At 67.5% G+C, this 13,862-nt stretch carries 11 protein-coding genes and 2 riboswitches; of the genes, 6 read left to right on the plus strand and 5 right to left on the minus strand.

The window, feature by feature from the left end; all coding sequences use genetic code 11:
• Nucleotides 1–20: 20 nt before the first annotated feature.
• Together cobN and cobW are read right to left on the minus strand one after the other, a co-directional pair.
• On the minus strand, nt 21–3,767 hold the full coding sequence (gene cobN, locus FOC67_RS15795) for a cobaltochelatase subunit CobN (protein WP_174707743.1): 3,747 nt from the start codon (nt 3,765–3,767) through the stop codon (nt 21–23).
• A gap of 75 nt (nt 3,768–3,842) precedes the next feature.
• Complete coding sequence (gene cobW, locus FOC67_RS15800; protein WP_009313839.1) at nt 3,843–4,895, minus strand: cobalamin biosynthesis protein CobW; 1,053 nt, start codon at nt 4,893–4,895, stop codon at nt 3,843–3,845.
• Between the two features lie 120 nt (nt 4,896–5,015).
• Nucleotides 5,016–5,207: riboswitch (cobalamin riboswitch) on the minus strand.
• A 58-nt stretch (nt 5,208–5,265) separates the two neighbouring features.
• Nucleotides 5,266–5,416, plus strand: a riboswitch (cobalamin riboswitch).
• A 101-nt stretch (nt 5,417–5,517) separates the two neighbouring features.
• On the opposite strand from cobW, the gene FOC67_RS15805 reads away from it, so the two are divergent.
• From FOC67_RS15805 to FOC67_RS15825, 5 genes are all read left to right on the plus strand, one after another.
• Entirely contained in the window at nt 5,518–5,700 is a 183-nt protein-coding gene (locus tag FOC67_RS15805) for a CbtB-domain containing protein (RefSeq protein ID WP_003091059.1), read from the plus strand.
• A gap of 17 nt (nt 5,701–5,717) precedes the next feature.
• Nucleotides 5,718–6,419 carry a CbtA family protein gene (locus FOC67_RS15810; RefSeq protein WP_009313838.1) on the plus strand — a complete coding sequence of 234 codons (702 nt, stop codon included), beginning with the start codon at nt 5,718–5,720 and terminating at the stop codon, nt 6,417–6,419.
• Nucleotides 6,420–6,491: 72 nt separating this feature from the next.
• A complete protein-coding gene (locus FOC67_RS15815; protein ID WP_003110203.1) occupies nt 6,492–6,920 on the plus strand; it encodes a cobalamin biosynthesis protein in 429 nt (142 codons plus the stop codon).
• On the plus strand, nt 6,917–7,669 hold the full coding sequence (cobM, locus tag FOC67_RS15820; RefSeq protein ID WP_003102926.1) for a precorrin-4 C(11)-methyltransferase: 753 nt from the start codon (nt 6,917–6,919) through the stop codon (nt 7,667–7,669). Before FOC67_RS15815 ends, cobM begins: the two co-directional genes overlap by 4 nt.
• 128 nt (nt 7,670–7,797) lie before the next feature.
• Nucleotides 7,798–8,745, plus strand: coding sequence for an alpha/beta fold hydrolase (locus FOC67_RS15825; protein ID WP_003091085.1), 948 nt, complete (start codon nt 7,798–7,800; stop codon nt 8,743–8,745).
• A 72-nt stretch (nt 8,746–8,817) separates the two neighbouring features.
• On the opposite strand, the gene fabV is transcribed toward FOC67_RS15825, so the two are convergent.
• From fabV to FOC67_RS15840, 3 genes are all read right to left on the minus strand, one after another.
• Complete coding sequence (gene fabV, locus FOC67_RS15830) at nt 8,818–10,014, minus strand: enoyl-ACP reductase FabV (RefSeq protein ID WP_003102929.1); 1,197 nt, start codon at nt 10,012–10,014, stop codon at nt 8,818–8,820.
• 184 nt (nt 10,015–10,198) lie between these two features.
• Complete coding sequence (locus FOC67_RS15835; protein WP_003091099.1) at nt 10,199–11,128, minus strand: electron transfer flavoprotein subunit alpha/FixB family protein; 930 nt, start codon at nt 11,126–11,128, stop codon at nt 10,199–10,201.
• Nucleotides 11,128–11,877: an electron transfer flavoprotein subunit beta/FixA family protein gene (locus FOC67_RS15840; RefSeq protein ID WP_003091107.1), complete on the minus strand. Its 750-nt coding sequence runs from the start codon at nt 11,875–11,877 to the stop codon at nt 11,128–11,130. The genes FOC67_RS15835 and FOC67_RS15840 overlap by 1 nt, the downstream gene beginning before the upstream one ends.
• A gap of 320 nt (nt 11,878–12,197) precedes the next feature.
• Here FOC67_RS15840 and FOC67_RS15845 point away from each other — a divergent pair, with 320 nt between their 5' ends.
• Complete coding sequence (locus FOC67_RS15845; protein WP_003091109.1) at nt 12,198–13,853, plus strand: electron transfer flavoprotein-ubiquinone oxidoreductase; 1,656 nt, start codon at nt 12,198–12,200, stop codon at nt 13,851–13,853.
• Nucleotides 13,854–13,862: the final 9 nt, after the last annotated feature.

The following is a 13,862-nucleotide window of genomic DNA, read 5'->3' on the forward strand; positions in this document are numbered from 1 at the left end:
CGAGCGGCCATGCCGCTCCGCTATTCCTCTTCGACGTCCAGCAGCAGGTTCTCCAGGGCCTCGCGATAGGCCCCCGGCTCCTGCCAGAGCCCGCGCCGCTGCGCCTCCACCAGGCGCTCGGCCATGTCGCGCAAGGCTTGCGGATTGTGCTGGCGGACGAACTCGCGGGTCTCCGCGTCGAGCAGGTAGGCGTCGGCCAGCAGCGCGTACTGGTGGTCGTCGATCAGCTCGCTGGTGGCATCGAAGGCGCACAGGTAGTCCACCGTCGCCGCCAGTTCGAAGGCACCCTTGTAGCCGTGGCGCTTCATCCCGGCGATCCACTTCGGATTCACCGCCCGCGCCCGCACCACCCGGTTGAGTTCTTCCTTGAGCGTGCGGATGCGCGGGTTGTCCGGCTGGCTGTGGTCGCCGTGGTAACTGGCCACCGGCGCGCCGCGCAGGGTTTCCACCGCCGCCAGCATGCCGCCCTGGAACTGGTAGTAGTCGTTGGAATCGAGCAGGTCGTGCTCGCGGTTGTCCTGGTTGTGCAGCACCGCCTGCAGGCGTTCCAGGCGCTGGGCGAAGCGTTCCCGCGCCGGCGTGCCGTCGTCGGCGGCACCGTAGGCGTAGCCGCCCCAGTTCAGGTAGACCTCGGCAAGGTCGGCGCGGGTCTCCCACAGCCGCTCTTCGATTGCGCCCTGCACGCCGGCGCCGTAGGCACCCGGCTTGGCGCCGAAGATCCGCCAGCCGGCCTGCCGGCGCGCCTCCGCCGGCGCCGTACCCTGCGCCTCGAGGCGCTGGCGTTCCAGGCGTACGCGAGCGGCCAGCGGGTTCAACTCCTCCGCCTCGTCCAGCTCGGCGACCGCCTGCACCGCCGCATCGAACAGGCGGATCAGGTTGGCGAAGGCGTCGCGGAAGAACCCGGAGACCCGCAGCGTCACGTCGACCCGCGGGCGGTCCAGCAGGGAGACCGGGAGGATCTCGAAATCGGCGACGCGCTGGCTGCCGGCCTGCCAGACCGGTCGCACGCCGAGCAGGGCCAGGGCCTGGGCGATGTCGTCGCCGCCGGTGCGCATGGTCGCCGTGCCCCACACCGAGAGGCCGAGCTGGCGCAGGTGATCGCCATGTTCCTGCAGGTGACGCTCGAGCAGCAGGTTGGCCGACTGGAAGCCGATGCGCCAGGCGGTCGGGGTCGGCAGGTTGCGCACGTCCACCGAGAAGAAGTTGCGTCCGGTGGGCAGCACGTCGAGTCGCCCGCGACTCGGCGCGCCGCTCGGACCGGCCGGTACGAAGCGCCCTTCGAGGGCTGCCAGCAGCCCGTCGATCTCGGCCGCGCCACAGGCGTCCAGGGTCGGTGCCACCTGTTCGCACAAGCCGCGCAACACCTCGCCGCTGGCACGCCAGGTGGCAGGCGGCGATTCGCCGCCCAGGCAGCGTTCTATCCAGTGCAACGCCAGCAATTCCAGGCGTTCGCGGGTATCCCCGAGAGTACGCCAGGGCTCCCCGCCCCGCTCTTCCAGGCAGGCCGGCCGCGCGCCCTGCCAGGCCTCGCCCATGTCGCAGGCCAGCGGATCGAAGCCCAGGCCAAGGTCGTCCGCCAGGCTCTTCAGCAACCCGGCGTTGGCGCCCTTGCCATCGCCGCGCGGAACCCGCAGCAGCGCCAGCAGGGTATCCAGGCGCAATCGCCCGCTCGGCGATTCGCCGAACACATGCAGGCCGTCGCGGATCTGCGACTCCTTCAGGTCGCAGAGATAGGCGTCCAGCTGCGGCAGCCAACTGTCCGGATCGTCGCTGAGCTGCAAGCCGATCTCGCGGTCGAGACGGTTGTCGCGCAGGAGGACGAGAATCTCGCCGCGCAACTGTTCGGCGCGGCGCGGGTCGAGCAGCGAGGCATCGTAGAACTCGTCGGCCAGGCGCTCCAGGTCGCGCAACGGGCCGTAGCTCTCGGCGCGGGTCAGCGGCGGCATCAGGTGGTCGATGATCACCGCCTGGGTGCGGCGCTTGGCCTGGGCGCCCTCCCCCGGGTCGTTGACGATGAACGGATAGATGTTCGGCAGCGGACCGAGCAACGCGTCCGGCCAGCATTCGGCGGACAGGCCGACTCCCTTGCCCGGCAGCCATTCCAGGTTGCCGTGCTTGCCGACGTGCAGCAGGGCATCGGCGCGGTAGGCGTGGCGCAGCCAGAAGTAGAACGCCAGGTAGCCGTGCGGCGGCACCAGGTCGGGATCGTGGTAGATCGCTGCCGGATCGAGCTGATAGCCGCGCGCCGGCTGGATGCCGACGAAGGTCAGGCCATAGCGCAGGCCGGCGACCATCATCCGTCCGTCGCGGAACATCGGGTCCTGTTGCGGCTCGCCCCAGCGCGCCAGCACCGCCTGGCGATTGCGCTCCGGCAGGCGTGCGAAGCAGGCCAGGTAGTCGTCCAGCGCCAGGCTCTGGGCGCAGGGCCGTAGGTCGAGATGCTCCAGGTCGTTGCTGACGCCGCCGAGCAACTGGCGGATCAGCTCGGTTCCGCTGGCGGGCAGTCCGTCGACCGGGTAGCCCTGCTGGCGCAGGGCACGAAGGATGTTCAGCGCCGCGGCCGGGGTGTCCAGGCCGACGCCGTTGCCGATCCGGCCATCGCGGGTCGGGTAGTTGGCCAGCACCAGCGCCACCCGTTTTTCCGCGTTTGGCTTGCGCGCCAGCTCGGCCCAGAGCCGCGCCAGTTCGGCGACGAAACCCATGCGCTCGTCGTCGGCGAGGTAGCAGACCACGTCGCTCTCGCTGCGTTCGCTGCGCCAGGCCAGGCCCTTGAAACTGATCGGCCGGGTGACGATACGTCCGTCCAGCTCCGGCAGCGCCACGTGCATGGCCAGGTCGCGCGGCCCCAGGCCTTGCGGGTTGTCCAGCCAGAGCGGGCGGTTGTCCAGCGAGCAGATCGCCTGCAACACCGGCACGTCGCGACGGAACGGACGCAACTCGGGCGCCTCCGGATTGGACTGGGCGAAACCGGTGGTATTGACGATCAGCGCGGCGTCGCTGCGCTCCAGCCAGTCTTCCACCTGCGCCAGGCAGGTGCTTTCCTTGAGGCTGGCCAGCGCGATCGGCAACGGGTTGAGCCCCTGCGCCGCGAGGCGTTCGCAGAAGCGTGCGATGAAGGCGGTGTTGGCTGCCTGCAGGTGGGTGCGATAGAACAGCAACGCGACCACCGGACGCCCGGCCTGCCAGTCGGCACGCCAGTGTTCCAGGGTCGCCTCGGCATGCCGTGGATGGAACAGCGCCACCCGCGGCAGCGCCTGCGGTTCGCGCCAGGCGTAGTCGCGGCCGAGGCACTGGCTGGCCAGGCAGCGGTAGAACTGCCCGGCGTTCTCCAGGCCACCCTGGCGCAAGTATTGCCAGAAGCGCTCGGCCTGCTCCGCCGGCAGGTTGCCGAGGGCGCTCAGCTCCGGGTCGGGGCGGTCGTCGCCGGGCACCGGGATCAGCAGCGCGCCGCGCTCGGCCAGCGCCACCAGTTGCTCCACGCCGTAGCGCCAGTAGCCGATGCCGCCGTGCAGCGAAAGCAGGATCACCCGTGCGTGCCGCAGCACTTCCTCGACGTAGAGGTCCACCGAGGCGTGGTTCTGCAACTGCATGGGGTTGGCCAGGCGCAGGCTCGGGTAGTCGTCCGGCAGCGCACGGGCGGCCTCGGCCAGCAATGCCAGGTGCGAATCGCCGCTGCAGAGGATCACCAGCTCGGCGGGAGTCTGGGCCAGGTGGGCGATGCCGTCGTCGGGAACGAAGCCGCCAGGTTGGGTGCGCAACAGGTGCATGGACGTTCTACCGGTAGGACGCAAGAAGCTGGGGCCGGCGAATCGCCATCGCCGGCCCCGGCCGGGGATCACGGATCAGGCAAGCGCTGTGCGCAGCTGGTTGGCGATGGCGGCCTGGTCCAGCTCCTGGCCGATCACCACCAGCCGGGTACTGCGGGCTTCGTCGGCCAGCCACTTGCGGTCGAAATGCCTGTCGAAGCGCTTGCCGACGCCCTGCACCAACAGGCGCATGGGCTTGCCCGGAATGGCGGCGAACCCCTTGATGCGAAGTATGTCGTGACGCTCCACCAGTTCGCCGAGGGCCTCGAGCAGCGCAGATTCCTCCACCTCGGGAAGATCGACGTGGAAGGAGTCGAACTCGTCGTGGTCGTGGTCCTCGTGGCCTTCGTGGTCGTGGTGGGTCGGCCGGCCGTCGATGTGCAGCTCGGCCTCGGCGTTGAGGCCCAGCAAGACCGGGAGCGGCAGCTCGCCCCGGCTCGCCTCGACGATCTTCACCGCCGCCGGCAGCTCCCCGGCGATCTCCGCGCGGACCCGCGCCAGGGCCTCGGCGTCGAGCTGGTCGGCCTTGTTCAGGATCACCAGGTCGGCGCTGGCCAACTGGTCCTCGAACAGTTCGTGCAGCGGCGATTCATGGTCGAGGTTGGGGTCCTGGCGGCGTTGCTGGTCCACCTGCTCGGGATGGGCGGCGAAGGTGCCGGCCGCCACCGCCGGGCTGTCGACCACGGTGATCACCGCGTCGACCGTGCAGGCGTTGCGGATTTCCGGCCACTGGAAAGCCTGCACCAGCGGCTTGGGCAGGGCCAGGCCGCTGGTCTCGATGAGGATCTGGTCAAGGTCGCCGCGGCGCGCCACCAGCTCGCGCATCACCGGGAAGAACTCTTCCTGCACGGTGCAGCACAGGCAACCGTTGGCCAGCTCGAAAACGCGGCCCTGCGCCTCTTCTTCGCTGCAACCGATGGAACATTGCTTGAGGATCTCGCCGTCGATGCCGAGTTCGCCGAACTCGTTGACGATCACCGCGATGCGCCGGCCTTCGGCGTTGTCCAGCATGTGCCGGAGCAAGGTGGTCTTGCCGGCGCCGAGGAAGCCGGTGACGATGGTGACGGGGAGTTTCGCCAGGGTTTTCATGGGCAGCCCTTGTTCAGCTCGGCGGGCATGCGGACGAGTGGCGCGGACGCAGGGGCCGCGCAACGGATTCGCCACCGGATCACCCCGCCCGGTTGTATGGAAGTCTTGTCCCCGGGCATCGCGCCACGGGATCGACGAGGCAGGTCTCCTGGCTCACGGTCTGGCGTCTCCGCCGGTTCCCCGCCTTCCCGCGTCACGCAGTGGCATTGGGGAACGATCGCCGTTCACAGTTGCGGGGGCAGCCGCGGCATCGACCGCGTTCCCTCTTAGCCCCGCCGTCGCCGGCGAGGAACCTCGAACCGGCAAGGCTACGCAGTGCGCGGGCCAGGGTCAATCGGGCCGGTTGACGCCCGGCGGTCCTTCATGCTGTCCTAGGCGGGTTGTCCCAGGTGTCTCGTGCCGGCGCGCACGAGGTGAAACGGGAAGCCGGTGACGCTCTCCGAGCCAGTCCGGCGCTGCCCCCGCAACGGTAAGCGCATCGCGCGCGAGCCCGGAGACCGGCCTGGAACCTTTCGTTTGATTCACCCGCGGTGGGCGGGCGCAAGCGTGAAGCGGGCCGTCCGGTCCCGTTCCTCGTGCGTACTCCTCTGCCACGCCCATGCCAATCCAGAGGGAACGCACCATGTCCAGCAGCACCCTGGCGCACGCCAGCTCCACCACCTCCCTGTCGAAGCGACTGAGCCTGGCCATCGGCGCCGGCCTGCTCGGCGCGCTGCTGGTCTATTTCGCCGGTTTCTCGCACATCGACGCGGTACACAACGCCGCCCACGATACCCGGCACAGCTCCGGCTTCCCCTGCCACTGAGTCGCGAGAGAACCAGAATGATCAAGCGCATCGCCCAGACCGCCGGCTTCGCCGGCCTGCTCGCCGCCCTGCTGCTGACCCTGCTGCAGATTCTCTGGGTCACCCCGCTGATCCTCGAGGCGGAGACCTACGAGAAGAGCGAGCCGGTCGCGACCCAGCCCCACGAACACGCCCCCGGCGTCGCCGCCCATGTCCACGACGAGGAGGCCTGGGAGCCGGAGGACGGCTGGCAGCGTACCCTCTCCACCACCGGCGGCAACCTGGTGGTGGCGGTCGGCTTCGCCCTGATGCTCGCCGGCCTCTTCACCCTGCGCGCGCCGGGCCAGACCTGGCAGGGCCTGCTCTGGGGCCTGGCCGGCTACGCGGTGTTCTGCCTTGCGCCGTCGCTGGGCCTGCCGCCGGAGCTGCCGGGTACCGCCGCGGCCGACCTGGTGCAACGCCAGTACTGGTGGATCGCCACCGCCGCCGCCACCGCGGTGGGCCTGGCCCTGCTGGTGTTCGGCGGCAACTGGCCGCTGAAGCTGGTCGGCGCCGTCCTGCTGGCGCTGCCGCACCTGTTCGGCGCGCCGCAGCCCGAGGTCCATGCCAGCCTGGCGCCGGAAGCCCTGGCCCAGCGTTTCGTGATCGCCTCGCTGGTCAGCAATGCGCTGTTCTGGGCCGCCCTCGGCCTGGCCGCTGCCTGGCTGTTCCGGCGCAACCGGGGCGGCGTCGACGCCTGACCTCCTGCCACCCGCGACCCTTGCCGGTCGCGGGTCCATAGTGCCTCTCCTTCCATCTCCTCCGGTGCGCGCATGCCCCTGCCCATCCCCAGCCTGCTGATCGCCGGCATCGGCTGCCGCCGAGGCTGTAGCGCCGAGCATCTACGCGCGCTGCTGGAGCGAACGCTGGGCGAACACGGGCGCAGCCTGGCCGACCTGGACGCCCTCGCCAGCATCGACGGCAAACGCGACGAACCCGGCCTGCGGCAACTGGCCACGCTGCTCGAACGCCCCGTGCATTTCCTGGCGCCCGCCGTCCTGCACGACTACGAGCCGCGCCTGCTCAGCCCCTCCGCCGTCGCGCTGCGCGAAACCGGCTGCTCCAGCGTCGCCGAGGCCGCCGCCCTGGCCCTGGCCGAACGCCTGGGTGGCAGTCGCGCCGATCTGCTCGGGGCGAAACGCAGCGATGATCGGGCGAGCATCGCCCTGGCACGTCTTCTCACCGAACGAGAACTCCCATGACCGTCTATTTCATCGGCGCCGGTCCCGGCGACCCCGACCTGATCACCGTCAAGGGGCAGCGCCTGATCCGCCAGTGCCCGGTGATCCTCTACGCCGGCTCGCTGGTTCCGCAAGCGCTGCTCGAGGGGCACCAGGCCGGCCAGGTGGTGAACACCGCCGAGCTGGACCTCGAACAGATCGTCGAGCTACTCGCGCAAGCCCATCGCCGCGGCCTCGACGTAGCCCGCGTGCATTCCGGCGATCCCTCCCTGTACGGCGCCATCGGCGAGCAGATTCGCCACCTGCGCGAACTCGGCATCCCCTATGAGATCGTCCCCGGAGTCACCGCCACCGCCGCCTGTGCCGCCCTGCTCGGCTGCGAGCTGACCCTGCCCGAAGTGTCCCAGACGCTGATCCTGACCCGCTACGCCGCACGCACGAAGATGCCGGAAGGCGAGAGCCTGGGCGACCTGGCGCGGCACCGGGCGACCCTGGCGATCCACCTGGGCGTCGCCCACCTGGCGAAGATCGTCGAGGAACTGCTGCCGCACTACGGCGCCGACTGCCCGGTCGCGGTGATCCACCGGGCCAGTTGGCCCGACCAGGAACAGGTTCGCGGCACCCTCGGCGACATCCTGCCCAAGGTCGCCGCCAGGAATTTCCGTCGCACCGCGCTGATCCTGGTCGGCGAGGTGCTGGCCGCCGAAGGCTTCGCCGACTCTTCGCTGTACCGCGCCGAGCATCGACATCTCTATCGACCCGGCGAATGAACCGCCGTCCTTAGGTTCGGCGCCGACCACCGGCAGCACGCCTAGACTCGTCGCAAGGCTTGCGACAGCGGGCCGGCACGGCTAGCGTTCAGCGCTGGCCCCTTTTTTCCTGAAGCCTTCGGACACCCATGAAACGATTCCTCCTCGGTCTGGTTCTGCTGCTGGCGGTCGCCGCCGGCGTCCTCTACTTCGTCCCGGCTACCCTCCTCGCCAGCGTACGCACCGTCGAGCGCGGCCTCGCCGGTCTCAGCGAGCACAGCGTGCAGGTCGACAACCTGGAGATCGCCTACCTGGAAGGCGGCTCGGAAAAGAACCCGACCCTGTTGCTGATCCACGGCTTCGGCGCCGACAAGGACAACTGGCTGCGCTTCGCCCGGCCGCTGACCGAGCGCTACCATGTGGTCGCCCTCGACCTGCCCGGCTTCGGCGACAGCAGCAAGCCGCAACAGGCCAGCTACGACGTCGGCACCCAGGCCGAGCGAGTCGCCAATTTCGCCGCCGCCATCGGCGTGCGCCGCCTGCACCTGGCCGGCAACTCCATGGGCGGGCACATCGCCGCGCTCTACGCGGCGCGCCATCCGGAACAGGTGCTATCGCTGGCGCTGATCGACAACGCCGGGGTAATGCCGGCGCGCAAGAGCGAACTGTTCGAGGACCTGGAGCGCGGCGAGAATCCCCTGGTGGTGCGCCAGCCGGAAGACTTCCAGAAGCTGCTCGACTTCGTGTTCGTCCAGCAACCGCCGCTGCCGGCGCCGCTCAAGCGCTACCTCGGCGAACGCGCGGTAGCCGCGTCGGCGTTCAACGCGCAGATATTCGAACAACTGCGCCAGCGCTACATCCCGCTGGAGCCGGAACTGCCGAAGATCGAGGCACCGACCCTGCTGCTATGGGGCGACCGCGACCGCGTGCTGGACGTCTCCAGCATCGAGGTGATGCGTCCGCTGCTGAAGCGGCCCAGCGTGGTGATCATGGAAAACTGCGGACACGTGCCGATGGTCGAACGCCCGGAGGAAACCGCGCAGCACTACCAGGCCTTCCTCGACGGCGTACGGAACGCCCAGGTGGCCGGTCGCTGAAAACGCGAACCGGCGCCTGGGCGCCGGTTCGGGGGAGCGGGAGCCGTCGCGAGGACGGCTCGGATACAGGCCTCAGGCCTGGATCAGGTTGGCGATCTGCACGTCCGGGTTGACGTCCTGCTCGTAGTCGACCCCAGCGACCTCGAAACCGAACAGGTTGAGGAACTCGCTCTTGTAGCCGGCGAAGTCGGTCAACTCGTAAAGGTTCTCGTTGGTTACCTTGTCCCACAGCTCCTCGACACGGGACTGCACTTCCGGCTGCAGTTCCTTGTAGTCGGCACGCAGGCGGCCTTCCTCGTCGAGGCGCGGCTCGGCGCCGTACAGGCTCTCCCGGTACAGGCCGTCGACCTGCTCGATGCAACCTTCGTGGGTGCCCTGCTCCTTCATCACCTTGAACAGCAGCGACAGGTACAGCGGCATCATCGGGATCGCCGAGCTGGCCTGGGTCACCACCGCCTTGAGCACCGACACGCGCGCATCGCCGCCCAGAGGGGCGAGCTTGTCGCGGATACCGAGGACCTTCTGGTCGAGATCCTTCTTGGCCGCGCCGATGGAACCGTTCCAGTAGATGTCGTGGGTGATCTTCTCGCCCAGGTAGGTGAACGCGGTGGTCTTCGCGCCGTCGGCCAGCACGTCGGCCTCCAGCAGCGCATCGATCCACATCTGCCAGTCCTCGCCGCCCATCACCGCAACGGTATCGGCGACCTCCTGATCGCTGGCCGCCTCCAGGACGACGTCCTTGATCACTTCCTTGTCGGTGTCCAGGCCACGGAAGCTGACCGACTTGCCGATCGGCTTGAGGGTCGAGGAGAACACTTCGCCGCTCTTCGGATGGGTACGGCGCGGCGCGGCCAGGCTGTAGACCACCAGGTCGACCTTGCCGAGATCGCGCTTGATGGTCTCGATGGTCAGCCGCTTCACCTCGTCGGAGAAAGCGTCGCCATTGATGCTGCGGGCATACAGGCCTTTCTCGTGGGCGAACTTCTCGAAGGCCGCCGAGTTGTACCAGCCGGCGGTGCCCGGCTTGCTCTCGCTGCCCGGACGCTCGAAGAACACCCCGAGGGTATCGGCGCCGGAACCGAACGCGGCGGTGATGCGGGCAGCCAGGCCATAGCCGGTGGAGGAACCGATGACCAGGACCTTCTTCGGTCCGTTGACGACGGGGCCCTTGGCCTCGACGTAGTCGATCTGTTGCTTGACGTTGGCCTCGCAGCCTGCCGGATGGGTAGTGACGCAGATGAAGCCACGCACGCGCGGTTTGATGATCATGAAAACCTCGGTTGCTAGATGCCGGAAAAGCACATTCAGGAGCTAGAGACGTCGCGCATTGTAAATGAGACACCTCCGCTTGGGCGGACCGAAGGCAGGAATCGTGACCAAAGGGTCACGCGTCGCAGCCCGGACATAAAAAAACCCGCTCCGGGGAGCGGGTCTTGTCGGCTTGGAATCGGGCTCAGACGGCCTTTTCCAGCTCCGGTACGGCGTCGAACAGGTCGGCGACCAGGCCGTAGTCGGCGACCTGGAAGATCGGCGCCTCTTCGTCCTTGTTGATCGCGACGATCACCTTCGAGTCCTTCATGCCCGCCAGGTGCTGGATGGCGCCGGAGATGCCCACCGCGATGTACAGCTGCGGGGCGACGATCTTGCCGGTCTGGCCGACCTGCATGTCGTTCGGCACGAAACCGGCGTCGACCGCGGCGCGGGAAGCGCCGACTGCGGCACCCAGCTTGTCGGCCAGGGCGTAGAGGATCTTGAAGTTGTCGCCGTTCTGCATGCCGCGGCCGCCGGAGACCACGATCTTGGCAGCGGTCAGTTCCGGACGGTCGGACTTGGCCAGCTCTTCGCCGACGAAGGCGGACTTGCCGGCATCGGCCGGGCCGGAAACCTGCTCGACGGCAGCCGAACCGCCTTCGGCGGCGACGGCGTCGAAGCCGGTGGTACGCACGGTGATCACCTTGACCGCAGCCGAGGACTGCACGGTAGCGATGGCGTTACCGGCGTAGATCGGACGCTTGAAGGTGTCGGGGCTGACCACTTCGACGATCTCGGAGATCTGGTCGACGTCCAGCAGCGCGGCGACGCGCGGCAGGAAGTTCTTGCCGTTGGTGGTAGCCGGGGCCAGCACGTGGCTGTAGTTCTTGCCCAGCTCGGCGATCAGCGGTGCGACGTTTTCCGGCAGTTGATGGGCGTAGGCGGCGTTGTCGGCGACCAGCACCTTGGAGACGCCCTCGACCTTGGCGGCGGCTTCGGCCACGGCGGCAACGTTCTGTCCGGCGACCAGCACGTGGATGTCGCCGCCAATGGCCTTGGCAGCGGCAACGGTGTTCAGGGTGGCAGCCGCCAGGGCCGCGTTGTTGTGCTCAGCGATAACCAGGATAGCCATTAGATTACCTTCGCCTCGTTCTTCAGTTTCTCTACCAGTTCAGCCACGGACTTGACCTTGATGCCAGCGGAGCGTGCAGCCGGCGCCTCGACCTTCAGGGTCTTCACGGTGGAAGCGGTGGAAACGCCCAGGGCGTCCGGGGTCACCACGTCCAGCGGCTTCTTCTTGGCTTTCATGATGTTCGGCAGCGACGCGTAGCGCGGCTCGTTCAGGCGCAGGTCGGTGGTGACGATGGCCGGCAGGTTCAGCGCGACGGTCTGCAGACCGCCATCGATCTCGCGGGTCACGTTGACCTTGTCGCCAGCGACCTCGACCTTGGAGGCGAAGGTGCCCTGGGCGTAGCCGGTCAGCGCGGCGAGCATCTGGCCGGTCTGGTTGTTGTCGCTGTCGATGGCCTGCTTGCCGAGGATCACCAGCTGCGGCTGCTCCTTGTCGACCACGGCCTTGAGCAGCTTGGCCACGGCCAGGGAGTTCAGCTCGTCGTTGCTCTCCACCAGGATCGCACGGTCAGCGCCCAGCGCCAGCGCGGTGCGCAGTTGCTCCTGGGCGGCGGTCGGGCCGACGGAGACAGCGACGATCTCGGTAGCCACGCCCTTCTCTTTCAGGCGCACGGCTTCTTCCACGGCGATTTCGCAGAAGGGGTTCATGGACATCTTGACGTTGGCGAGGTCGACGCCGGAGTTGTCCGCCTTGACGCGGACCTTGACGTTGTAGTCGACCACTCGTTTGACTGCTACAAGAACCTTCATGGATTCCTCGTTATTCTCCGGTGAATAAGGATGTCGCCAGACAGGCCTGGCCGGTGATGCTCGCCGGCCGGAAACCGACACTCTGCTAGACAGCGACCGCAAAACCGCCCGTATCTTGACCGGATCACCCTTTTCGGTCAATACGGCAAAAGGGTGGTTTCCCCCCCTCGAATGCCGATTCTATCAGGCTTCCAAAGAATTCAAACAAACGTTTGTATTGGACCTGCCCATGCAGCTATATATAATGCGCCCGCTCTGATCAGGGAAAGATCTCAGCCACCAATAAACAGATACCGTGAGCCTTGAGTAGGAGATCGATAGTGGAACGCGAATACATGGAATTCGACGTCGTCATCGTCGGCGCCGGCCCCGCCGGTCTGTCCGCCGCATGCCGACTGAAGCAGAAGGCCGCCGAAGCCGGTCAAGAGATCAGCGTCTGCGTGGTCGAGAAGGGTTCCGAAGTGGGCGCCCACATCCTCTCCGGCGCGGTGTTCGAGCCGCGCGCGCTGAACGAGCTGTTCCCCGACTGGAAGGAACTCGGCGCGCCGCTCAATACTCCGGTGACCGGCGACGACATCTACGTCCTGAAGAGCGCCGAGAGCGCTACCAAGGTGCCCAACTTCTTCGTGCCCAAGACCATGCACAACGAGGGCAACTATATCATCTCCCTGGGCAACCTCTGCCGCTGGCTGGCCCAGCAGGCCGAAGGACTGGGCGTGGAGATCTACCCGGGCTTCGCCGCCCAGGAAGCGCTGATCGACGAGAACGGCGTGGTCCGCGGCATCGTCACCGGCGACCTCGGCGTCGACCGCGAAGGCAACCCGAAAGAAGGCTACTACACCCCCGGCATGGAGCTGCGGGCCAAGTACACCCTGTTTGCCGAAGGCTGCCGCGGGCACATCGGCAAGCAACTGATCAAGAAATACAACCTGGACAGCGAGGCCGATGCCCAGCACTACGGTATCGGCATCAAGGAAATCTGGGACATCGACCCGTCCAAGCACAAGCCCGGCCTGGTGGTCCATACCGCCGGCTGGCCGCTGAACGACGAAAATACCGGCGGCTCGTTCCTCTACCACCTGGAGAACAACCAGGTGTTCGTCGGCCTGATCATCGACCTGTCCTACAGCAACCCGCACCTGTCGCCGTTCGACGAGTTCCAGCGCTACAAGCACCACCCGGTGGTCAAGCAGTACCTGGAAGGCGGCAAGCGCGTGGCCTACGGCGCCCGGGCCATCTGCAAGGGCGGCCTGAATTCGCTGCCGAAGATGGTCTTCCCCGGCGGCGCGCTGATCGGTTGCGACCTCGGCACCCTGAACTTCGCCAAGATCAAGGGCAGCCACACCGCGATGAAGTCCGGCATGCTCGCCGCCGACGCGATCGCCGAGGCCCTGGCCGCCGGCCGCGAAGGCGGCGACGAGCTGTCCAACTACGTCGATGCGTTCAAGGCCAGCTGGTTGTACGACGAACTGTTCCGCAGCCGCAACTTCGGCGCGGCCATCCACAAGTTCGGCGCTATCGGCGGCGGCGCGTTCAACTTCATCGACCAGAACATCTTCGGCGGCAAGATCCCCGTCACCCTGCATGACGACAAGCCGGACTACGCCTGCCTGAAAAAGGCCAGCGAAGCGCCGAAGATCGACTACCCGAAGCCGGACGGCAAGCTCAGCTTCGACAAGCTGTCCTCGGTGTTCCTCTCCAATACCAACCACGAGGAAGACCAGCCGATCCACCTCAAGCTGGCCGATGCGAGCATTCCGATCGAGAAGAACCTGCCGCTCTACGACGAGCCGGCCCAGCGCTACTGCCCGGCAGGCGTGTACGAAGTGGTGGCCAACGACGACGGCAGCAAGCGCTTCCAGATCAACGCGCAGAACTGCGTGCACTGCAAGACCTGCGACATCAAGGACCCGGCGCAGAACATCACCTGGGTGGCGCCGGAAGGTACCGGCGGGCCGAACTACCCCAACATGTAAGGCAAACGA

It is taken from the genome of Pseudomonas sp. FDAARGOS_761 (assembly GCF_013343155.1).
GTDB classification, from domain to species: Bacteria; Pseudomonadota; Gammaproteobacteria; order Pseudomonadales; family Pseudomonadaceae; genus Pseudomonas; species Pseudomonas aeruginosa.

Bases quoted from the DNA above. Each gene is read 5' to 3' on its own strand.
- cobN (WP_174707743.1), bottom strand. From the start codon at position 3,767: ATGCACCTGTTGCGCACCCAACCTGGCGGCTTCGTTCCCGACGACGGC.
- cobW (WP_009313839.1), bottom strand. From the start codon at position 4,895: ATGAAAACCCTGGCGAAACTCCCCGTCACCATCGTCACCGGCTTCCTC.
- FOC67_RS15805 (WP_003091059.1), top strand. From the start codon at position 5,518: ATGTCCAGCAGCACCCTGGCGCACGCCAGCTCCACCACCTCCCTGTCG.
- FOC67_RS15810 (WP_009313838.1), top strand. From the start codon at position 5,718: ATGATCAAGCGCATCGCCCAGACCGCCGGCTTCGCCGGCCTGCTCGCC.
- FOC67_RS15815 (WP_003110203.1), top strand. From the start codon at position 6,492: ATGCCCCTGCCCATCCCCAGCCTGCTGATCGCCGGCATCGGCTGCCGC.
- cobM (WP_003102926.1), top strand. From the start codon at position 6,917: ATGACCGTCTATTTCATCGGCGCCGGTCCCGGCGACCCCGACCTGATC.
- FOC67_RS15825 (WP_003091085.1), top strand. From the start codon at position 7,798: ATGAAACGATTCCTCCTCGGTCTGGTTCTGCTGCTGGCGGTCGCCGCC.
- fabV (WP_003102929.1), bottom strand. From the start codon at position 10,014: ATGATCATCAAACCGCGCGTGCGTGGCTTCATCTGCGTCACTACCCAT.
- FOC67_RS15835 (WP_003091099.1), bottom strand. From the start codon at position 11,128: ATGGCTATCCTGGTTATCGCTGAGCACAACAACGCGGCCCTGGCGGCT.
- FOC67_RS15840 (WP_003091107.1), bottom strand. From the start codon at position 11,877: ATGAAGGTTCTTGTAGCAGTCAAACGAGTGGTCGACTACAACGTCAAG.